Here is a 20,705-nt window from a genome sequence, read left to right on the forward strand (position 1 = left end):
ATCCCCCGGGTGATGGCGGTGCTGCCGCGCACCGTGAGCGCCGCCGTGCTTGATGTGCAGGCGTGCTTGATGTGCAGGCGTGTCGGGCGATGCATGATGCCCGTCCCGCGTGCGGGGGTTCGCCGTCGTCGGGCGTCGCCCGCGGGTCTGAAGTGACACATGCGGCCAGGGGGTGCGGCACCCACTCTGTCGGGCGGCGCACGACGGCGGCAACCTTGATCCGCTGTCTCAACGTCTCAGTTGTTCACACGCCACTGACCTGCGGGTTGAGACGTCTCACGAATCCGGACAGGCCATGGCGACGGGACCTGCGGGAGCTCCCTTCCCCGTGGGACGGTGACGGATCGTCACGGACGGACGCCCACCCTCTGCACCGGCCCCCGGTGCGGGCGGCCGGTGTCGGGCCCGGTCCGCGCCGGCCGTCGCCGAGCTGCCTTGGTCGGCCCGGGGCGGGAGTGGTCAGGTCAGGTCAGGTCAGGTCAGGTCAGGTCAGGTCAGGTGGAAGAGGGCTTCGGCGTTGCCGTAGGCGATCTTGGCTCGGTCCGCCGGGTCGGGGATGGCGTTGAGGAACTGCTCGACCGCTGCCGCGTCGGGCCGGTGGAAGGGGTAGTCGGTGGAGAACAGGACCTGGTCGGGGCTGGTGAAGTCGAGGGTGTGGCGGAGCAGGCGCTCCTGGAGCATGCCGCTGCTGGTGATGTGGATGTTGGTCTTGAGGTAGTCCGAGATGCGGCGGTCCAGGTGCCTGGCGACGCCGGAAAGGCTGTCGACCCGGTCCATCCAGAACAGCAGCATCTCTCCCCAGTGGCCGAGCACGAGTTGGAGGTCGGGGTGGCGGTCGAAGGTGCCGCGCAGGATCAGCCGCAGGGCCGACAGGCCGGCCTCCAGGTGCCAGCCCCAGCCGAACGTCGCAAGGCCGAGGTCGACCAGCGGGTCCAGGCCCCGGTAGGAGGCGTCGCGCAGTTCGTCGGAGGCGATCTGCGGGTGGATGAAGACGGGCTGGCGCAGTCGGGCGGCGGTGGCGAACATCTCGTCGTAGGCGGGGTCGTCCAGTGGGCGGGAGCCGGTGCGCCCGTGCACCATGGCGCCGACGTGTCCCAGGCGGGTGGCGCAGCGTTCGAGTTCGGCGGCGGCGGCCTGCGGGTCGCTGGTCGGGAGGGTCGCGAACGCGCGGAAGCGGGTCGGATTCGCGGCGACGGCGGCGGTGGCCTCGTCGTTCGCGTCCCTGGCCAGCGCGACGGCGTCCTTGGGTGGGAGCGGCTGTGTGGCGGGGGTGACGACGGACAGGATCGCGATGTCGATGCCGGCCGCGTCCATCGCCTCGATCCGGCCCTGGGCGATGTCCTCCAACCGTGCCTGGTTGTCGCCCATGGTGTTGAAGGCGACGCTCTCGTCGCGCGCACCGTCGGGCAGCCGGTCGAGGGCTTCGCGGATGGCGGCGCTGTTCCAGTGCTCCTCGATGGCGATGATCTTCATGGTGGCCCTTTCGGGTCGTCAGTCGTCAGGGGTGGACTTCGGGCGGGCTGTCAGTCGACGGTCCGGCCCCGGCAGTCCGGGCAGGGCCGGGTGCTCTGGGTGGTCCGGGCAGCCCGGGGGTCCTGGTAGTCCGGGTCATGCAGTGCGCCCTTGCCGGTCCGGGCCTCGAGCGTGTCGACCAAACCGGGGAGAGGGCCGAGGCATCCGGCCCCCGTCTTCGCTCATCGTTTGGTGAGCCAACCGTACACCTTTCGCTCAACAGCGGTAGAGTGGATTTGTGAGTGAGAGCGAGCCGACGAGCAGAGCAGCCAAGCGGGCGGCCACCGCCCAACGCATCCTGGACGCCGCGCGGGTGGAGTTCGGGGAGCGCGGCCTCGAAGCGACCACGATCCGCCGCATCGCCCAGCGGGCGCAGGTGGATCCGTCGCTGGTCATGCAGCACTACGGTTCGAAGGCCGCCCTGTTCGCCATCGCCATCCAGATGAAGGACGCGGACCAGGACGAGATCGAGACCCACCTGCACGACGTCCTGAACGTCAGGCTCGCGGACCTGCCACCGGAGACCAGGGCCCTGGTCCGGTCCATGCTCACCGCGCCGGAAGCCACCGAGCAGATGAGCGCGTTCCTCAACGAGCGGATCGCCAACCTGAGCCGCAACATGACCGGCGAGGACACCGAGCTGCGGGCCGCACTGATCGTCAGCAGCATCCTCGGGCTCACCATCGCCCGGCACTTCCTCAAGCTCGACGCGTTCACCGCAGCCTCGGACGCCGAGATCGCCCGCGCGGCCCGACCCTGGGTCACCACCGGGATCGAACCGGCCTCGCCACCGCCTCCCGCATCCACCCAGGCCCAGTAAGCCTCACGCCGGAGCTTGCGGGTGCTGCGGACGTTCACCAGGAATGACGTCACCACTGGCTAAGCTCGCGGTCATGTGGAGACAGTCGGTGCAGGAAGTCTTTCCTGGTGCAGGGCTTCGGGAACCGGTCGAGGCGTCCGAGATCGTCGAGGCCGAGAGGCGGCTGGGGCGAGCCCTGCCGACGGACCTCAGGCAGTTGCTGTCGGAGAGCAACGGGGTGCTCGGCCACACGCACGTGAACACGGTCTGGACCATCGATCAGATCGTCGAGCGGAACCTCCTCTTCTGGTCCGACGAAAGCTTCGCCCAGCTCTACATGTCCTTTGATGCCCTCATGTTCTTCGGCGACAACGGCGGCGGCGATCAGTTCGCCTTCGTGCAGAAGCCGCAGCGCCCGGACGTGTTCGTCTGGGAGCACGAGAGCGACAGCCGCAGGTGGGTGGCCAACAACCTGCGCGACTACCTCGGCCGTTCGCTGCGCGTCGGCGGAGACGACTGGTACCGGCTGTAGCCGAAGCGACCCGCCCGGCAGGCTGAAGACCTGACCTCGCACGGACTCCGGCCAGAGTCGTTCTGCGGACCGGAGCGCGGCGGACGACCCCGGGCAGCGGCCCGACCGGGCCGCCGGTCAGCGTCCGTGACATGGGGGGTGGGGGAATGGCTCCGCTGAGGTGGGGCGTGACCGCCTGGCGGTGGATCGTCGCGCCGGTGACGGCGCCGTTCCGGGTGCCGGCGGTGCCGCCGCAGGTGCGGTCGGTACGGACCTGCCGCTTCGCGTGACGCGGTGCGGGCATACTCCACCCTGTTGTCACGAACCGTGGGGGGAATTGTGCAGGGTCATTCGTCCGCTCCGAGGTCAGGTCTGGCTTGGGCCGACGCCGAGGACGTGCGGCTGCTGGAGGGCGTACGACAGAACCTGGGCCTCGACGAACTCGCCGTCCGGCACGGCCGTTCCGTCGGCGCGATCCGTGTGCGCCTGGCCCGGCACGTTCCGCTCACCGACGCCACCGGCGCCACCAACCCCACCGATGCCACCGACGAGGACCTGCTGCGGTGGGTGAGGTCCTGCCTCCCGCCCGGCGGCGGCGCTGACACTCCCGATCCGGACCCCGGCAACACCCCCACGGCCCCGGCCCCGGCCACGCCCGCTCCCGGCGCGGCCGGTGTCCTCGCCGACTGGCAGCAGCTGACCGGGCACACCCTCGGCGCCGAGCGGCAGCCGGTCTTCCTCGCCCGCCCCGCGGTCGGCGCGCTCGCCGCCGTGGACTGCGCGGTACGCCGGGACACGGGACGGCGCCTGTGGCAGGAGACCCGGCAACTGCTCCTGGACGACTGGGCGCTGGAATGCCGCTGCCCGGGCGCCCGCACGCTCGCCCCGTCGTGGAACGCCATCGCCGAGCGCGACGACGACACCGCGATGGTCCTGCGCGAGCTCCTGGCCGCGGCCGTCGACGAGATACCCGGTGAGCGCGACCGCCGGATCGTGAGCCTCCGGTTCGGCGTGGGCGACCATGACGCACAGACCCAGGAGAAGATCGCCGACGCCTTCGGGCTCTCCCGCGAACGCATCCGCCAGCTGCAGAACAGGGCCGTGCGCGCGATGGCCCGCGCCGGTTCGCCCGCCACCGGCAGGCTCCGCGCGCTCGTGTCCGAACTCGGGCGACTCGACGGCTCCCCGTCGGGCGACGAAGGACCGTCCAGCGCCGAGCGGCTGCTCGACCTGGCCCAGGTCCTGCTGCCGGCCGTGGCACCACGCCAGGCGGTCACCCTGCTCGCCGCCCTCGCCGGGGTGGGCAAGGTGCCCGCCGACAACCTCGCCGCGCAGGCCATGACGATCCGTACGCTGCGCCAGGACGCGGAGCGCCGCGAGGCCTCCCGGCAGGGCCGCGTCGAGCGGGCCACCGCCAGGTGGCAGCGCCTGGCGGACCGGATCACCTGGTTCGGCACACCCGAGAACGCTCCGCCGCGCGGCGAACTGACCGCGCTGCGCGAGGCCGAGGACGACGACCCCCGCTCCGGATCGTGGCACTGCCCCAAACTCGGCCGCCCGGTGGCGTACGAGTCGGAGACCGAGCGCCACCTGATCCAGCTCCTGTCGTTCGCCCCGCAGATCGCGTACTACCAGGAACAGCCACTGGCCATCGGCTACGAGTTCGACGGGCACACCCGCACCTACTTCCCCGACCTGCTCGTCGCCACCACCGACGGGCGCTGCGTCCTGGTCGAGGTCAAGGCACTCTTCGAGATGGCCACCGCCGTCAACCTCGCCAAGTGCCGCGCCCTGGAACAGCTGTGCCGCGAACGCGGCTGGGGCCTGCTGATCACCGACGGGCACCGCACCCGCGCCCTGCTGGAGGAACACCGGCCCGACCCCCGACTCGCCGACCTCATCGAGCCGTTGCTGGACGACGGGACGGTCCTGGGGTGGCCGCAGGTCGTGTCCGCCGCTGGCGGCCAACGCCCCGACTGGATGGACTTCACGGCCCTGGTCCTCAGCCGCGGATGGGACTGGCGCACCCGGCCGTTCCGGCTGAGCGCCGGCACGGCCGTGCCCGGGCCCGACGCGACAGCCGCTGTGGAAGCCGGCCAGGACATGCTGCCGCAAGCCGACCCAACGCCACCCCCGGCAGCGCCGGTGCGCCCCACCGCCGAGGACATCGAGGCGGCCCGCACCCCGGCCGGCGGATGGCGACGCGACCAGCTCGCGGCATGGGGCGTGCCCTGGCCTCCCCCCAAGGGCTGGAAGAAGCGGCTGATCGACCAGGAACACACCGCCCGGACCTGACAGCCGGTCAGCGTCCGCGTCCCGCAATCCCAGGCACTGCGCGTCGGCGCCACCCGACAACCGGTGGAGGCACCGAAGTCGATCAGGGCGGCCGGTGCACCCGAGGCCGTCGTGATCGACTTCGGTGCCGGGGCCGCTGACCTGCTAGTATTCTTCTCGTCGCGAGGGAGACGATTCCTCGTCAGGCGTCAGCGGTGCTACCAGAGCACGCCCTACTTTCAGTAGGGAGAGTCCGTGCAACCCGGGCCTGGCGCTCCACTGTCGGACGAGGTCCGGTACCCACACGGGTACCGGACCTCGTCCGCGTTCACGGCCCCTTGCGAGCCAGGACGACACCGGTCAGCAGTTCGCGGCCGGCAGGGCCCCGGGCCCGGCACACCCTGATGGCGGTGTCAGGGGTCGGCCCTACGGTGGCCCGCATGAGCTATGACATCTTCTTCGTCGACCTGCGCCACCACTCGGACTGGATGGCGGCGATGACCGCCCAGGAGGGCGTGCAGGATCCGGGAGTGCCGGACGAGTTGGCCCGGGCATGGCGGCGCATCGTGCCCCGGGCCCTGGAGATACTCGGGGAGGCGCAGGCCGAGGAGGCCGAGCGGTGGCGCGAGATCCGGCACGACGGGTCCGGCCTCCAGCTGTCGGTGTACGGCGGGGACGTGTCGATGCAGATTCCGTACTGGCACGAGGGCGAGCAGGCCGACACGTTCATGGCCCTCGCCTACCGGCTGGCCGCCCTCGTCACGGAGGAGACCGGTCTCACCGCCGTCGACCCACAGACCGGCGCCACGATCGCAAGCCCGCAGGCCGCCGCCGGGCCGCAGACGGCCGGCGCGCAGGCAGCCGGGATCATGGCGGAGACGGCCGCCCGGCTGCAGCACTACTGAGCCGGCGGACCGCGGCAGGAGCGCGAGGCGCGGGTATGCCCAACACCCCTACCGCCTCTTCAGGCCGCCGGTGGTCTCCCGGGCGGGGACCCCGGCCCAGGCCGGCAGGGCGTGAATCCGCTCGGTCGCGTCGGGGTGGCGCAGCCGGGTGAGGGAGGCGAGCCGCTCCTCGGCGTCGCGTAGTCCACGTGACCAGGCCGCGCGGGTCGCGGGCGTGGGGAATCGGTCTTCCCCGGCGCCGCGCCGTGACTTCCGGCAGCTGAGTATCAGCATCAATGTCAGTGCCACCCGGTAGCTTCGGAGAGGCAAGAAAGCCACGTGCCACGTGGGCGGCAGTCCGTAGAGGGAGGACGAGGATGGCGACCTTCACGCTCGTTCCCGGTGCCGACGGTCGGGCCTGGTTCTGGCACCGGCTGGTGCCCGAGCTACGGGCCCGGGGGCACGACGTGGTCACGATGGACCTGCCGAGCGACGATCACGCGGGTCTGGAGGAGTTCGCGCAGGCCGTCGTTGCAGCGGTGGAACAGCGCACCGACCTCACCGGGCCGCTGGTGCTGGTGGCGCAGTCGCTCGCGGGTTTCTCGGCCCCGCTGGTGTGCGGGCGGCTGCCTGTGCCCGTCGCCGAGCTGGTGCTGCTCAACGCCATGGTCCCGGCGCCCGGCGAGACTGCCGGGCAGTGGTGGGAGAACACCGGCCAGGCCAAGGCCCGGTCCGACTACGCGGCCGCCACCGGGCGCGGCGCCGATCCCGAGTTCGACCTGCGGGCCGACTTCTTCCACGACGTCCCGGCCGAGGTGACCGAGGAGGCGCTCTCCATCGGCGGCTCGCCGCCGCCCTCCGCGCTGTTCGCACAGCCCTGGCCACTGACGCACTGGCCGCAGGTGCCGACCCGGTTCCTCCAGGGACGGGACGACCGCTTCCTACCCCTGGAGTTCCAGCGCAGGATCGCCCGCGAACGGCTGGGCCTGGAGATCGAGGAGATCCCCGGCGGCCACCTGGCCGCCCTCAGCCGCCCCCGGGAGCTGGCCGACGCGCTGCTGCGCACGGAGCCCGCGTAGCCGCGACGTCAACGCGACCAGGTGCCGGCCACGTAACGCGACCAGGTGCCGGCCACGTCCCGGACACCGCCCCCATCCTCGAGCGGTCCGGGACGGTCAGTCCGCGAGGTCGGCGACGTCCGCTAGGTCGGCGGCTTGCCGGCGCAGGGCGCGTGCCAGCGCCTGCGCGGGTGCCTTGAGGGGACCCGGCATGCGCACCAGGCTGACGCGTCGTACCTCCTCCGCGACGCCTTCGACGGGCACGAAGCGTACGCCGGGCGGGACGACGGGCAGCAGCGTCGGCGTGGCCGTGGTGATGCCGGCGCCGGCCGCGACCAGGTGGAGCTTGGTCAGCCAGTCGCGGGCGGTGTGGCGGACCGTGGGCCGCCCGGGCAGACCAGGCCAGATGCCGAGCAGTGGCTCGTCCGCGGTGCCGGGACTGGCGATCCACGGTGCGCCCGCGATCTCCTCGACGCTGACGCTGCCCCGTTCGGCGAACGGGCCGCCTGCCGGCACCGCCACGGCCAGGTGCACTTCCAGCAGTGGCTCGACGCTCAGGGGCGGATCGTCCGTGTCGGGCGAGCGATGCGGTGGCCGGGAGGAGAGGAGGGCGAGGTCCAGGGTGCCGGCGCGCAGCGCGCGCACCAGCGAGGGAGTGGTCCCCTCACGCGTCGTCACCTGGAGGTGCGGGTGCTCCTGGCGCAGCATCGCGAGGGCTCGGGGCACGACCACCGCTCCGGCGGTGGGGAAGAAGCCGAGCCGGACGCGGCCCCCCTCGACCTTCTCCGCTCCGCGCAACTCCCGTTCGGCAGCCTCAAGGGCGGCCAGGGCGACGACGGCGTTGCGCAGCAGGGCACGGCCTGAGCCGGTCAGCCGGACACCGCCGGGGTGGCGGTCGAAGAGCCGGGCTCCGGTCGCCTGTTCCAGCGCGGCCATCTGCCGGGAGACGGCCGACTGCGTGTACCCGAGCGCGTCTGCCGCGGCCGTGAAGGTACCCCGCTCCGCTACCTCGCGCAGGATCCGCAGCCCGAGCAGCGTCATCTCCATGGGGTCTCCATGAGCGATCAGCATATCCACCATGCCGAACATTCGTTGGCGGAATGCCCCTCCGCGTTCCTAGCGTGGAGGGCATGAACAGGAGGCCGGCTACCCGGCCGCCCTGTCCGGTGGACGGTTCATCGGCCCGTTCAACGCCCGGGAAAGACAAGGAAGGCGACAGTTCATGCCTCTGATCAACATCTACCTGCGCCAGGGGACCCCCTCCGAGTACCGCCGGAACGTCTCCCTGGGCCTCCACAAGGCCATGGTCGACGTGCTGAAGGTCCCCCAGGACGACCAGTTCCACGTCTTCCACGAGGTCCTGCCCGACAACTTCCAGATGCAGCCGGTCGTGTTCGGCCTGCGCCGCAGTGAGCGCGCCATGTTCATCCAGATGTCCTTGAACCAGCGCACCGCCGAGCAGAAGGCCGAGCTGTTCCAGGCGGTCGTCAACAACCTCCGGCTGTTCGCCGACGTCCCCGAGGAGGACATCCTGATGACGATCGTCGAAACAGCCAGGGAGAACTGGTGGGCCGCCGGCCGCGTCGTCAACCCCACCACCGGCTACGACGAGCGTATGAACGACGTCCCCACCGGTGCCGAGGCGACGAGCTGAGGCCGGCGCGGTCCGCCCCCGAGTGGCGCTGTCAGGGGCGGGTGGGCATCGAGATCCGGGCGAGGACGGCCGTCGCCTGCGCCGGGTCGGCGTGGAGCCAGGCGGTGAGGTGTTCGCGGACGGCCTCGGCGACACAGGCGCGGACGGGCTTGTTGCCCAGTCGGTCGCGGGTGGCCCCCTCGAACTCGGGGCGGTCGAGCTTCACCGACACGACCGCCGTCAGGCCGGCGCCGAGCTGGGTGGGGGTGAAGTCGGGGTCGGACGGGGTGAGCAGCCGTTGCTCCCGGGCGTAGGCGTTGACCGCGGCCGCCAGGCCGTCGCGAAAGCCGAGCTCGTGCGTGCCGCCGGCGGTGGTCGGCAGGCTGCTGGCGTAGCTCGCGACCCGCTCCTCGCGGGAGTCGCACCAGCGCAGGGCCACCTCGACGGTTCCCCCCATCTCGGAGTACTCGCGTTCGAAGCCGATCACGTCCGGGTGGAGGGGGGTGCCCTGCTCCGCGATGTGGTCCCGCAGGCCGCCCGGGAAGCGCAGGCGGACGGTCCGGGGCGCCGCGGGGTCGCGGTCATCGGTCAGGGTGATGTCCAACTCCCGGTTCAGGACGGCAAGTTCCCTGAAGCGTGCGGCCAGCGTGTCGAAGGAGAACTCCAGCGTCTCGAAGATCTCGGAATCGGGCCGGAAGGTGATCGCGGTTCCGCTGCCGTCGGCCGGTCCGGTGCGGGCGGGCGGCGCGACGGCCACGCCCCGCTCGTACTCCAGTACCCAGCGGGCGCCGTCGCGTCGCACTTCGGCCGTGAGACGGTCCGACAGTGCGTTGACGACGGCCAGCCCCGCGCCGAAGTAGCCGCCGAACAGCGAGCGCCGGTTGACAGGCAGTGCCCCGCAGGAGAGCAACGACCCGGACCACCAGGAGAAGACCATCAAGTTCAACGAGCTGCTGGCGAACTGCCTCATTTTTCATACCGCGGTGGACATTACGAAGGTGGCCAATGACCTCATCGACGAGGGGTGGGAGGTGGACCCGGTGGACCTGGCCACCGTCACCCCGTACATCACCAGCAAGACCCGCCGCTTCGGTACCTGGCACCTGGACATGGAGCCGCCCGAGAACGAAGCGGTAGGGCGGCTGCGGATGGCCGCGTGACGGTGTGGTCCGTGCCATGAACTGCGCCAGTACTGCCGAAAGGGCACCCGAGCTCCAATGGCGCGCTCTGCAACCACCTTGTCGAAGACGGCCCGCAGCTTCGGCTCACTGTTGGGCAGCTGCTTGTCGAAGACCTTATTGCCGGCCGGGGTGAGTCCGTGGCCATGGTGAGCGGTCTTGCTGACGTCCATCCCGAGGAAGACGCTCACGCCGCCGATGTCGACATCGTGCTCCCACCTGCTTCGGTGTGGTGCTGGCCAGGGAGTTGGAGCCGGCTCTGGTGGCGAACTCCCGGCCGTGGATGCACTCGGTCTTGATCAGCATGATCGCGGTCGGGACGGCCATCGGGCCTTGGCGAAGTGCGCAGACTGGTGGTCACGCCTAGCGTGGAAAGGGGAATAGTGCAAGAGGCCACCAAACGGCGTTATGTTGCGTGCACTGCCGAAGGTACCGACCTTCGCCCCCGAGGTCGGGTGCTCGCGCGCTTCGGCCGCGCTCACGCCGACCCGTCCGACCGACGAAGCCTCGACGGCAGGGACGTTCCGATGGACATCGAAAACATGAAAGCCGCACAGCGCATCAATGCCGGCCAGGCGGTCCGCACCACAGGATCAGGCACCGTCACCCCTGCTATCGAGACGGAGAAGTTGCATACCAGTCCGTTCTTCGGGGTTGCTCTGGAAACGGTGGATCCCCCACACAACGTCAAAGTCAAAGTTCAAATAAGTGGTGTTTTCACCCTTCGCAGCCTGGGCTCCGACGGTGGTAAGTCCGGCGCGGTTGGCGTCGACAGTTCGGGACAGCTCGTCCGCGCTACAAGTGAGGAATGCGTGAGCGCTCCGAACTGGATCGGCGACTGCGATGCTTCAGGCACGGTGACAATCCGCCCCCGCCGCGACACGCGCCTGAGCGTGCTCGACTTCGGAGCAGTGGGAAACGGCAAAACCGACGAAAACGCCGACGACGCGGACGCGATCCAAAGCGCCCTGGACTGCGCGATGCGACTCGGCACTACTGACGGCAGTGTCGTCTACCTCCCGCCGGGAGAATACCGCATTAAGAAGCCTCTCGTTATCTCAAACGGTTGCATTCTGGAGGGGGCCGGCCTTGCCTATCATGACGAAACCAGTCGCATACTCGCAGATGTCACCGGAAATTTCAAGCTCAAAATAGGCGCAGTCGGCGGGGAGACCGTTTATTGCGCAATTGCCCTGGTGGGCTATGCAACCGGATTGGCCATGACGCCCCCTCGCGGCCGTGCGGACTATGCTGTGCTTCGTCAGCTCGCCCTCCATTCGATCCCCGCTCAAGGGACGCCTGCCGCCACCTTCCAGGCTCCGCAGATGGATGGCATACGGGTTATGGCGACCGGCGCATGCATTGAGAGAATGAGCGTTGTCAGTTTCAGGCGTAACGGGATAGAGATATCCTCAAGCGAGGTCGCACCGGTGGTTAACGCCAGCGGCGTGCAGATACGTGATTGCCGCCTTACCAGCAATGGCCAAAATGGGCTCGACATCGGCAGCCTGGGCAACGACAACGCCAGTACCATACTAGTTATGAACGTCGATGCCACATCAAATGGGCGTGATGGAATTTGCGACAATTCACGATTTGGCTCCACCTTCGTTTCGTGTCACACTGCAGCAAACCGACGCCGAAACTATAGCTGTGACGGCAAATCGAGGCCCTCCGTGTACGTCGGCTGCTACGCCGAAGCCGATGCACCATCGGTATTCAAGAGTAGGAATACCGCTGTCATTGGAGGCGATATAGACACTACCTCCGACTCAGTGTTTTGGGGCTTCAACTCTCTCGGCAAGGGACCTTCTGCACTCCGCGTGGTAAATGACTATTCCAAAGTGCACAGGTATTGGATCGCCGATGCGGGGGTCGATATCGAGGAAGGCGAGGAGCAGACGCCCCAGAAGGGACCCGGGAACGGATACGTATATCGAGCAATTCGCGCCGGGCATACTCGTGGAGTGAACGGCCTACCTCCCGAAAAGAAGGGCATGCCTGACTTCCCGCCGGTGGTCGATGCAGAGCTGGAAGAGCTCGATGGTTTGGTGTGGAAATGTGTGAGAAAAAATGATCCTCAGGTCACAACGTCCAACACCCTCGGCAGCTATGGTGAGGATCCCACGATCATTCATGATTTTCAGATCGTGACGGTGGACGGCAAGTTGCAACTCGCGGGGGACTCCCTCTTCCGCACCCAAGTCCAGAAAGCGCCCCTGGCTATCAAGGGCAGGGTTGCAGTGTCCCTTATTAGTGGGGGGGTGTCTTTCCCTCCGACGTACTATCAAACCGCGTACGAAAACGGTCCGTTTCCCGGCGCGCTGATGCTTCCGGAAGCCTGGATTGGAAACTACAACTACGGCGAGCGGCGAATCTGTGTTGTGACTGGCGGAAATCCCTACAATACCCGTGTGGGTAGCTGCAACTTCTACCGTCCGGGTGATCTGCTTGTCAACGCCGTCAGAGGTCAAACGGACCCAGACGAGATTGGGTGGACGGTAAAGGCTGCGTGTGGAAGGGGGGCAGCGGCTTCTTCCTGGGCTAGCGGGAAGCACTATCAGATTGGAGATATCGTCAAGCCGACGCCCGTCAATGGCTTCGTGTATCTGCTGCACGCGTACAAACCCGGTGACCCGTTGGACCCGCACAACAAGGTCTCCGGTCCAAGTCAGCCGCTGTCCTGGAACCAGGACGTGCCCCAGCATGTTGAAGCGTTGACTGACGACAATCACCTAGAGTGGATGACACTCTATGACTTGGATGAAAACAAATGGTGCATTGTGCCGCTTCCACAGCGCGCGGAAAAACAGACGAAGTCGAATGCGACTAGCATTGACCAGCTGAAGAATGATTTCAACGCACTTCTTGACAAGATGAGAAAGGCGAACCTGTTGGAATAGGCGGAGGCGCGGACGGAACTGATATCGGGGATGCCGCATCTCATCGAATCCGACAGTGGGTCAGCTGAGCGTGGTGAACGTTGACGACACAGCGGGCCGGTGGCGCTTCGAAGGCGGCGAGCGTTCCAGGATGAATCCCGTGTCGCCAACGCCACGCCAACCATTCATGGGAGCACACAGGGCGTCGTGACGGTATGACACCGTGCAGGGAACGCATGAGCGGCGGTTCTGCTTACCGGACCTCCCGCACCTGTTGGCTCGTCAGGGTGGTGCCGCAGTAAACACCGGATTTACTGCGGCAAGGCCTCTACCGTGATCACCACGACCTGCGGCGGGGTGTTCCGGCCACCGGGGTGAGGTGTACGCATTTACTGCGGCAGCGCTGAGTGGGGCGGGGCGGGTGTGACGATCGAACCAGTGACCAAACTCGGGGCCGGGGGCGCGCTTCGGTTGCCGCGCGCCCGAGTGATGCCGCTGTCCGCCCCGCCGGCGTCGTACACCGCGGCGGTCGAGCGCTACCTCACCGGCGCGGGCATCGCGAAGTCCTCCGCGCGGATCTACCGAATCTCGCTGACGACATGGGGATGGATGCTCGCCGGCGAACCCGCGCCGACCGGACCCGCCCGCCGGGGCGCAAAGCCGCCCGTCTTCCCCGTCACCGCGATCGACGACCCGGCACTGCCGGAGACCCTGGCCGAACTGGCGGCAGCGCGGGCGGACGAGATGGACGCCGACACCGTCAACCGCGAACTGCCCATCGCCCGCAAGACGATCGGCTGGTGGCAGCGCCTGGGCTGGATCGACGGCGACCCGACGATCGGCATCGAACGGCGGCCAGCGCCGCCCGACCGCACCAAGGCCCTCGCCGAGAACCAGATCACCGCCTTGTGGCGCCTGGACGTCGCCCTGCGGGAGAAGACCCAGTGGAAGATGCTCTACGAGTCCGCCGCACGGGCCGACGAGGTGCTGTGCCTCAACGTGGAAGACCTCTACCCGCAGGACAAGCGGGGCAGGATCACCGCCAAGGGCGGGGCGACCGAGTGGATTCACTGGCAGTCCGGCACCGCCCAGCTCCTGCCCCGCCTCATCGCCCGCCGTACCCGCGGCCCGCTGTTCCTCACCGACCGCAAGGCCCCGGCCGGAACCCCGACGCTCGACGTGTGCCCGGAGACCGGCCGGGCCCGGCTCTCCTACCGCCGCGCCGAGGAGATCTTCGAGGAGAACACCCGGCTGCTGGCCAACCCCCTCGCCTCACCCGAGGACATCGAGGACCTGGACGGCTGGACGCTTCACCGGCTACGGCACAGTGCCCTGACGCACGACGCGGAGGACGGCACCTCCACCCCGATGCTGCTGGCCCGCTCCCGCCACGCCTCCGTCCGCTGCCTGGAGCGGTACGCCCGCCCCGGCGTCGACTCGGTCGCCCGGCACGTCGCCGAACGCGACCCCGCCGCGCGTCGCCGCACGTGACACTCGTCGTTTGCGGCTGGTGACAGCGTTCTTACCGGCACACCCGACATCGCCGAGGTCATCCGCCAGTTGCAGGACGAAGGAGAGAAGGTCGACCCGGAGGACCTGGACTCCACCCACGAGCTCGCCGACGAACCCGACGCCTACGCCCCGCACCTGGACGTCGACTTCACCCCGATCCGCGGAGACGGCCCGCCGACCGACGGATTCAGCCAGGCCGTGTGAGCCAGCCAAGGGCCGGATGCCTGAGCTGGCCGTGCGGGTGTCGGCGAGCACGGAGCCTTGGCACCGCGTCCGAGGGCTGATCCCGGGGAACGGCGTGAGGTCACAGCATTCGGTCGACCAGCCCGTCGACGTAGTCCGGGGTGAGCTCCATGCCGAAGAGGACGCGGATATACATCGGGGCCAGGATGTGGTCCAGCACGTCGAACGCGTCGGGTGCGTGTTCGCCACGGTCGCGGGCGCGATCGAGCATGGACTGCAGTTGCCGGGTGCGTTCGGCGCGGAGGTCGGCACCAGCCTGCAGGCCCTGCTGACCGCTGCTCGACAGGGCGACGGCCAGGTGCAGCACCGCCAGACCGTCGGGTCCGGTGATCTCGCGGGCCACTTGGGCCGCGTAAGTGCGCAGGTCGTCGGCGAGGCTCCCGGTGTCGGGCATCGGCGACTGCGCATTGAGGCGGGTGAGCGCCACGTCGGTGAGCAGGGTTTCCAGGCTGCCCCACCGGCGGTAGATGCTGCTGTCGGCTACGCCTGCGCGGGCTGCGACCTCGCCGACGGTGAAGTTGCCGTAGCCGCGCTCACTGATCAGGTCGGTGACGGCCTGGTGCACCTGCGCGCCGACGCGGGCGCTGCGCCCGCCGGGCCGCCGGGCTCGCTGTCGCTCGTTCATGCCCCCACCCTAACGCAGTCAAAACTTGCGTTTGCGAGGCGATCCTCCCTATAGTCACCTAACGCAGTCGCTGACTGCTTTAGGGCGCTCGGGTGTATCGCCACCCCGCGTCGACCGCGACCGGGGGCAACTAACGATTGAGGGGGATCCCATGGCTGCATCGCATGCGACCGTAGGCAGTCGATCAAACCGGGCCGTGCTGCTCACGGTGACCTGCCTAGGCCAATTCATGGTCCTGCTCGACAACACGATCGTTGGAGCGGCACTGCCCGATATGCAGCACCGGCTGCACACTCAGCTGACCGGTCTGCAATGGATCGTCGACGCGTACGTACTGCTGGTCGCCATGCTGCTGCTGTCCGGCGGTGTCTTCGCCGACCGGTTCGGCCGCAAGCGGGTGTACCTGACCGGCGTGGCGGTGTTCACCGCCGCGTCGCTGCTGTGCAGCCTCGCGCCCTCGCTCGGCTGGCTGGTCGCCGGCCGGGTGCTGCAGGGCATCGGGGCCGCGGCGCTGAGCCCTGCCTCGCTCGCCCTTCTCGCCGCCGCCTATCCGGTACCGCAAGAACGAATGAAGGCGATCGGGCTGTGGGCCGGACTCAGCGGAATCGGTCTGGCCGCAGGCCCCGCGGCCGGCGGCGTGCTGACACAAGCCTTCGGCTGGCCCGCCATCTTCCTGGTCAATCTGCCCATCGGCGTGGTCCTGCTGCTGGTCGGCCTGCGCCACCTCGGCGAGTCCCGCAACCCGAGCGCCCCCGCGATCGACATCCCGGGCACGGTGCTGTCCGTTCTGGCGGTGGGGATACTGACCTATGGGCTGATCGAGGGTGGTGCCCGCGGCTGGACCTCACCGGTCATCCTGGGCAGCTTCGCCGCCGCGGCGATCCTCCTCACCGCCTTCGTCGCCGTCGAAGCCCGTCGCTCCGCACCGATGCTGCCGCTGCGGCTGTTCCGGCAGCGCCTGTTCACCGTGTCCAACACCGCCATGATCGTGGTCGGGTTCGCACTCATGGGCTCGTCGTTCTTCTTCTCCCAGTTCTTCGTATACGTCCAGGGCAGCTCAATCCTGCGCGCCGGCCTGCAGACCCTGCCGGTATCCCTCGCCATGGTGATCGTCAGCCCGTACGCGGGCCGACTCGCCGCCCGGCACGGCTTCCGAATCGTGGTTACCACCGGCCTGGCCCTGGCCGGCCTGGGACTGCTGGCGCTCGGTAAGGTGCACGCCGACACCGGCTACGCGAACGTGTGGTGGCGACTGGGACTCGCCGGCATCGGCTTCGCCCTGACCATGTCCCCACTGACAGGCGCCGCCATCCAAGCAGTCAGCCCGCAGGAAGGCGGCCTCGCATCAGGCATCAGCAGCACCACCCGGCAGATCGGCGCGGTGCTGGGCGTGGCGGTACTCGGAGCCATCGTCCGCACCCGGCAATCCGGCGGCGCCTCCTTCGAGGCCGGCCTCGACAGCGCCTTCCTCGCTGCCGGCACCGTCACTTTGGCCACCGCCGTGTTCACCGGCCTGTGGCTGGCGAGGTCCAAGCCCGCGGAAGGCTCCGCGGCGCCGAAACGTTCCACCGATCCAGGTGCGGTAACCACCTCGAAAGAGGTATCCGCGAACAGCCGTTGACGGCGACACCGATCTGGTGGCGCAGGAGAACGGGTCCGACTACTGCCTGTCCGTGCATGCGTTCCGCGGGACCAAGTTGGCCGGGCTGAGTGCGGCCGATGCCACACGCGCGCCGAGGCGGCCGCCGCTGTCTTGGATCTGGCCGCCGTGATGGTCCGTGACCGCGGAACCGTTGCCGACGAATAGCTGGCCGCGGCCCGGTGCGCCGGCCTGTCCGACGGGCAGATCGTCGAGGTCATCGCACATGTCGCTCTCAACGTGTTCACCAACTACCTCGCCACGGCTGCCCGTGTCGACATCGACTGGCCGCTCGTGCGCCACACCGACTGAAAGAACGCGAACGCGATGGCACGGTCAGAGCTGGATCGCCTGAACCGGGTTGCCCCAGCCCCCTCCAAGCCCGCTCCGCTGCAGTGCCTCGACCGACGAGAGCACGCCCTCACGCCATCGCGAATTACGACCGACCCGACCACGAAAGCCATCACTTTGCCCACATCAGTGCAAGTCAATCCACTCCAGCGCGCTTCGGTCGCCGAGGCCGCCGCGTGGCATCAGGTCGTCGCGGCCTCGACGGCCCACGACCTGCCCGGAGTACCGCCGCCCGCCCCCGGGCAGATCCACGCCCAGCTCACCCAGCCCGCTCTGGACAGCCACCGGTTGGCCTGGCTGGCCACCGGGGCGGACGGCGTCCCGGTCGCAGTCGCCGGCCTGCGGGTGTTCACCTCCCCGGGCCAGCATCACCTGGCCGAACTGGAACTCCACGTCGACCCCGCACACCGCCGCCTGGGAACCGGCTCCCGCCTGCTGTCGGCTGCCGTGGCAGCCTGCCGCACCGAGAACCGGCGCAGCCTGATCGCCACAGCCGCGGCCGACAGTCCGGGCGAAGCCTTCAGCGAACGGTGGGGCTTCCGCCGCGCACTGACGTTGAATCACCTCACGCTGCGCCTCGACGAGATGGGCCGGGCCGACCTGCTCCAGACCGCCGATGCCGAGCACCCCGGCTACCGACTGACCGGATGGACCGGAACGGTTCCCGACGGCCTCGCCGATGCCTTCGCCACGGCCAAGAACGCGATGAACGACATGCCCCTCGGAGACCTGGACTACGGCACCGTGGCGTGGGACGCCGACCGCGTCCGCGCCATGGCCACGGTGGTCGCCGACCGCGGAGACACACTGCTGACCATCGCCGCCGTCCACGACGACGGCGCCATGGCCGGCTACACCGAGATCCTCCTGCCCCACGGCGCGCCGCCGCGGGCCCAGCAGTACGACACGGCGGTCGTGCCCGCGCACCGCGGGCACGGCCTCGGGCTGTGGGTCAAAGCCGCCATGGTGCGCAGGCTGCGCGCCGAGCACCCGGGCGTAGCCGAGATCGAGACGGACAACGCCGACGACAACGTCCACATGCTGGCGGTCAACCACGCACTGGGCTTCCGCTCCTACCGGCGCACACACGAATTCCAGCTCGACGTGCCCGCAGCCTGACCCGCAACCTCATCCTCCTCACAGAATCGACAGTCCATGCGCAAGCTGACCTATTACATCGCCACCACGCTCGATGGCTTCATCGCGGGCCCGGACGGTGGTGACCCCACCGGTCCGAACGGCTTCTGGCCCATAACGGAGGACTACATCCAGCACCTCGTGGCCGAGTACCCGGAGACGCTGCCCGTCCAGGCCCGGCAGGCACTGTCCGTCACGGCGGAGGGCACACACTTCGACACTGTGCTCGAGGGGCGGCGCAGCTACGAGATCGGTCTCGCGGCCGGCATCACCGACGCCTACCCCCACCTGCGTCACCTGGTGTTCTCCCGGACCCTGACCGAGAGCCCGGACCCGGCCGTCGAACTGGTCGCCGACGACCCGGTGGCAACCGTGCGCGAGCTCAAGCAGCAGGACGGCAAGGACATCTGGCTAGTCGGCGGCGCCGAGCTCGCGGGCTCCCTGTACGCCGAGATCGACACGCTGATCCTCAAGATCGGCCCGCTGACCATCGGCGGCGGGCTCCCGCTGTTCTCCCGCAAGGCAGCCTTCGACCCGCGCACTTGGACACTCGCAGACCACACCGCTCTCAAGAGCGGCGCGATGTTCCTCACCTACACGCGCGTCAGCAGCTGAGTGATCCGGGCGGGCGCCGCTTGTGGAGGCCGGGCGCGGGCGCGCTCGGAGCGCCACACGGGCGCAGCGCGCCGGGACTTGCGGCACGACCCGGGTCGTGTCGCAAGATCCCCAGCTGAGGCCAGAACCTGCGGAAATGGGAGAAACGAAGTGCGTATTGTTGTCGATGACCGGGACGAGTTGGAGCGCGGCGAAAGGTCGCGCGGGGAGCGTCCGGTGACGGACGCCGACGTGATCATCGTGGGCGCAGGGCCGGCCGGCCTGATGCTGGCCGGTGAACTGCGGCTGGCCGGGGTGCGGCCCCTGGTGCTGGAGCGGCATCAGCAGCCCCGAGACACACCGAAGGCCAGCGGTATCGGCGGGCGGATCCTGGACCTGCTGCGGTACCGAGGCATTCTGGACCGGTTCGAAGCAGCCAGCAGTGACCCCAACATCGCTCCCCGATTCCCGTTCGGCAGCCTGCATCTGGACCTCACACAGCTTGCAGATCCTCCGATGCGGGCGCTGCCGATCTCACAGACAGAAATCGAGCGACTCCTCGGCGAACGCGCCCGCGAACTCGGCGCCGACATCCGCCGCGGGCACGAGGTGGTCGGGGTGGGCCAGGACGATGCCACCGTGACCGCGGAGGTGCACGGGCCGGATGGGCCCTGCCGGGTGACCGCCCGATACCTGGTGGGCTGCGACGGCGCGCGCAGCCGAGTCCGCGACCTGGCCGGCATCCCGTTCCCCGGCACCACGTACCCGGAGGTCAACCGGCTCGCCGTGGTCACCGTGCCCGATTCGCTGACCGTGCTCGACAACGGCGACATCGACGTCCCCGGGCTGGGCACGATCCATGCGGGTTTCACCCGAACAGGCCGCGGCGTGTTCGCGTTCGCGGTCACCGACGGGGTGCTGTCCCTCATGACCACTGAGGACGAGTCCGCCGAATACGACGATGACGAGCCGATGACCCTGGCTGAGCTCGGCGACAGCATTCGCCGGGTACTCGGCGGGGACGTCCCCTTGGGAAAACCGGTTCGGCTGTCGCGCTTCACCTTCAAGGACCGGCAGGCCGAGCGGTACCGTGACGGACGGATCCTGCTGGCCGGCGATGCGGCCCACCTGTTCCCCGCCACCGGCACCGCGCTCAATGTCGGCATGCTCGACACGGTCAATCTTGCCTGGAAGCTGGGCGCGGACATCCGCGGCTGGGCGCCGACCGGCCTGCTGGACACCTATCACGACGAACGCCAATTCGCCAGCGCTCGCGCGCTGTTGCAGACCCGAGCCCAGGCGGCACTGCGGCGCGGACATGACGCGGCCGACGATGCGCTTCGGCAGGTCTTCCAGGAACTGCTCGTCGACGAGCCGGCGTTGCGCCGTATGGGAGCCCTTGTCGCCCACAATGACATTCGCTATCCGGTGCCGGACTCCGAGCCCCATGCCTTGACCGGCGCCTTCGCACCCGATCTCACCCTGCACACCGACCAGGGCATCACCAGCGTCGCGGAACTCATGCGCCCCGCACGGCCCATCCTCCTCGACCTCGCCGACCGCCCGGACCTTCGCGAGGCCGCCCGGGACTGGCAGCACCGCGTCGACATCCACACCGCCAAAACCGATCACCCACCGGCCGGCATCCTCCTGATCCGCCCGGACGCCCACATCGCCTGGGCCGCGGCCGTCGACGAACCCGCCGACACCACCGCGCCCGCGCTGCGAGAAGCACTCGCCTGCTGGTTCGGCACACCCCCGGAGCGTGTCTGAAAGATGGCTCATACAAGATTTTCGTAGCCTGTGATCGTTTCTGAGTGTGTGTCAGCTGAGCAGGATGCGCTGGCGTAGGAGGCGGTATCCGGCGCGGCCA

The 20,705-nt window shown here is 68.9% G+C and carries 20 protein-coding genes and 1 pseudogene; 15 read left to right on the forward strand and 6 right to left on the reverse strand.

Translation table 11 applies throughout. The features are described from left to right. Nucleotides 1-489: 489 nt before the first annotated feature. Entirely contained in the window at nt 490-1,473 is a 984-nt protein-coding gene (locus ACZ52R_RS31260; protein ID WP_465754539.1) for an amidohydrolase family protein, read from the reverse strand. Nucleotides 1,474-1,750: 277 nt separating this feature from the next. Between ACZ52R_RS31260 and ACZ52R_RS31265 the strand changes: the two genes are divergently transcribed. The 5 genes from ACZ52R_RS31265 to ACZ52R_RS31285 all read left to right on the forward strand — a co-directional run bounded on the left by ACZ52R_RS31265 (nt 1,751) and on the right by ACZ52R_RS31285 (nt 6,001). Beyond that, nucleotides 1,751-2,332, forward strand: coding sequence for a TetR/AcrR family transcriptional regulator (locus ACZ52R_RS31265; protein WP_360508981.1), 582 nt, complete (start codon nt 1,751-1,753; stop codon nt 2,330-2,332). Between the two features lie 73 nt (nt 2,333-2,405). Further along, nucleotides 2,406-2,843, forward strand: a complete 438-nt coding sequence (locus ACZ52R_RS31270; RefSeq protein WP_465622446.1) for an SMI1/KNR4 family protein — start codon at nt 2,406-2,408, stop codon at nt 2,841-2,843. 146 nt (nt 2,844-2,989) lie between these two features. Continuing rightward, nucleotides 2,990-3,112 carry a hypothetical protein gene (locus ACZ52R_RS31275; protein ID WP_465754540.1) on the forward strand — a complete coding sequence of 41 codons (123 nt, stop codon included), beginning with the start codon at nt 2,990-2,992 and terminating at the stop codon, nt 3,110-3,112. A 106-nt stretch (nt 3,113-3,218) separates the two neighbouring features. Further along, entirely contained in the window at nt 3,219-5,117 is a 1,899-nt protein-coding gene (locus ACZ52R_RS31280; protein ID WP_465754541.1) for a Tn7 transposase TnsA N-terminal domain-containing protein, read from the forward strand. A gap of 419 nt (nt 5,118-5,536) precedes the next feature. Further along, a complete protein-coding gene (locus ACZ52R_RS31285) occupies nt 5,537-6,001 on the forward strand; it encodes a hypothetical protein (RefSeq protein WP_465663104.1) in 465 nt (154 codons plus the stop codon). Nucleotides 6,002-6,049: 48 nt separating this feature from the next. Here the strand turns inward: ACZ52R_RS31285 and ACZ52R_RS31290 are convergent, their stop codons facing one another. Further along, nucleotides 6,050-6,274, reverse strand: a complete 225-nt coding sequence (locus ACZ52R_RS31290; protein ID WP_465663102.1) for a hypothetical protein — start codon at nt 6,272-6,274, stop codon at nt 6,050-6,052. 83 nt (nt 6,275-6,357) lie between these two features. Here ACZ52R_RS31290 and ACZ52R_RS31295 point away from each other — a divergent pair, with 83 nt between their 5' ends. Then, the gene (locus ACZ52R_RS31295; RefSeq protein ID WP_360508989.1) at nt 6,358-7,059 is read left to right on the forward strand and encodes an alpha/beta fold hydrolase; all 702 of its coding nucleotides are present in this window, start codon (nt 6,358-6,360) and stop codon (nt 7,057-7,059) included. A gap of 96 nt (nt 7,060-7,155) precedes the next feature. On the opposite strand, the gene ACZ52R_RS31300 is transcribed toward ACZ52R_RS31295, so the two are convergent. Beyond that, on the reverse strand, nt 7,156-8,079 hold the full coding sequence (locus ACZ52R_RS31300; protein WP_465754550.1) for a LysR family transcriptional regulator: 924 nt from the start codon (nt 8,077-8,079) through the stop codon (nt 7,156-7,158). A gap of 181 nt (nt 8,080-8,260) precedes the next feature. Between ACZ52R_RS31300 and ACZ52R_RS31305 the strand changes: the two genes are divergently transcribed. Continuing rightward, a complete protein-coding gene (locus tag ACZ52R_RS31305; protein WP_465754542.1) occupies nt 8,261-8,692 on the forward strand; it encodes a tautomerase family protein in 432 nt (143 codons plus the stop codon). A gap of 31 nt (nt 8,693-8,723) precedes the next feature. Here the strand turns inward: ACZ52R_RS31305 and ACZ52R_RS31310 are convergent, their stop codons facing one another. Then, a complete protein-coding gene (locus ACZ52R_RS31310) occupies nt 8,724-9,641 on the reverse strand; it encodes a hypothetical protein (protein WP_465754543.1) in 918 nt (305 codons plus the stop codon). On the opposite strand from ACZ52R_RS31310, the gene ACZ52R_RS31315 reads away from it, so the two are divergent. Then, on the forward strand, nt 9,553-9,831 hold the full coding sequence (locus tag ACZ52R_RS31315; RefSeq protein WP_465663095.1) for a Tn3 family transposase: 279 nt from the start codon (nt 9,553-9,555) through the stop codon (nt 9,829-9,831). The two genes, ACZ52R_RS31310 and ACZ52R_RS31315, sit on opposite strands and share 89 nt — an antisense overlap. A gap of 65 nt (nt 9,832-9,896) precedes the next feature. On the opposite strand, the pseudogene ACZ52R_RS31320 reads toward ACZ52R_RS31315, so the two are convergent. Beyond that, nucleotides 9,897-10,022 (reverse strand): annotated as a pseudogene (locus ACZ52R_RS31320) (IS110 family transposase); the annotation flags it as partial. A 354-nt stretch (nt 10,023-10,376) separates the two neighbouring features. On the opposite strand from ACZ52R_RS31320, the gene ACZ52R_RS31325 reads away from it, so the two are divergent. From ACZ52R_RS31325 to ACZ52R_RS31335, 3 genes are all read left to right on the forward strand, one after another. After that, nucleotides 10,377-12,752, forward strand: a complete 2,376-nt coding sequence (locus ACZ52R_RS31325) for a right-handed parallel beta-helix repeat-containing protein (protein ID WP_465754544.1) — start codon at nt 10,377-10,379, stop codon at nt 12,750-12,752. A gap of 417 nt (nt 12,753-13,169) precedes the next feature. Next, entirely contained in the window at nt 13,170-14,222 is a 1,053-nt protein-coding gene (locus ACZ52R_RS31330) for a tyrosine-type recombinase/integrase (RefSeq protein ID WP_465754545.1), read from the forward strand. 69 nt (nt 14,223-14,291) lie between these two features. Beyond that, the gene (locus ACZ52R_RS31335; RefSeq protein ID WP_465622457.1) at nt 14,292-14,447 is read left to right on the forward strand and encodes a hypothetical protein; all 156 of its coding nucleotides are present in this window, start codon (nt 14,292-14,294) and stop codon (nt 14,445-14,447) included. A 100-nt stretch (nt 14,448-14,547) separates the two neighbouring features. Here ACZ52R_RS31335 and ACZ52R_RS31340 read toward each other — a convergent pair whose 3' ends face one another. Continuing rightward, the gene (locus ACZ52R_RS31340) at nt 14,548-15,111 is read right to left on the reverse strand and encodes a TetR/AcrR family transcriptional regulator (protein WP_465622458.1); all 564 of its coding nucleotides are present in this window, start codon (nt 15,109-15,111) and stop codon (nt 14,548-14,550) included. Nucleotides 15,112-15,262: 151 nt separating this feature from the next. On the opposite strand from ACZ52R_RS31340, the gene ACZ52R_RS31345 reads away from it, so the two are divergent. From ACZ52R_RS31345 to ACZ52R_RS31360, 4 genes are all read left to right on the forward strand, one after another. Beyond that, nucleotides 15,263-16,732 (forward strand): MFS transporter, encoded by a 1,470-nt coding sequence (locus ACZ52R_RS31345; RefSeq protein WP_465622459.1) that lies wholly within the window; start codon nt 15,263-15,265, stop codon nt 16,730-16,732. 498 nt (nt 16,733-17,230) lie between these two features. Beyond that, the gene (locus ACZ52R_RS31350; protein WP_465622461.1) at nt 17,231-18,220 is read left to right on the forward strand and encodes a GNAT family N-acetyltransferase; all 990 of its coding nucleotides are present in this window, start codon (nt 17,231-17,233) and stop codon (nt 18,218-18,220) included. 36 nt (nt 18,221-18,256) lie between these two features. After that, on the forward strand, nt 18,257-18,853 hold the full coding sequence (locus tag ACZ52R_RS31355) for a dihydrofolate reductase family protein (RefSeq protein WP_465622462.1): 597 nt from the start codon (nt 18,257-18,259) through the stop codon (nt 18,851-18,853). A 216-nt stretch (nt 18,854-19,069) separates the two neighbouring features. Beyond that, nucleotides 19,070-20,605 carry an FAD-dependent monooxygenase gene (locus ACZ52R_RS31360; RefSeq protein ID WP_465622463.1) on the forward strand — a complete coding sequence of 512 codons (1,536 nt, stop codon included), beginning with the start codon at nt 19,070-19,072 and terminating at the stop codon, nt 20,603-20,605. Nucleotides 20,606-20,705 lie beyond the last annotated feature (100 nt).

The organism is Kitasatospora sp. NPDC034023, assembly GCF_055575795.1.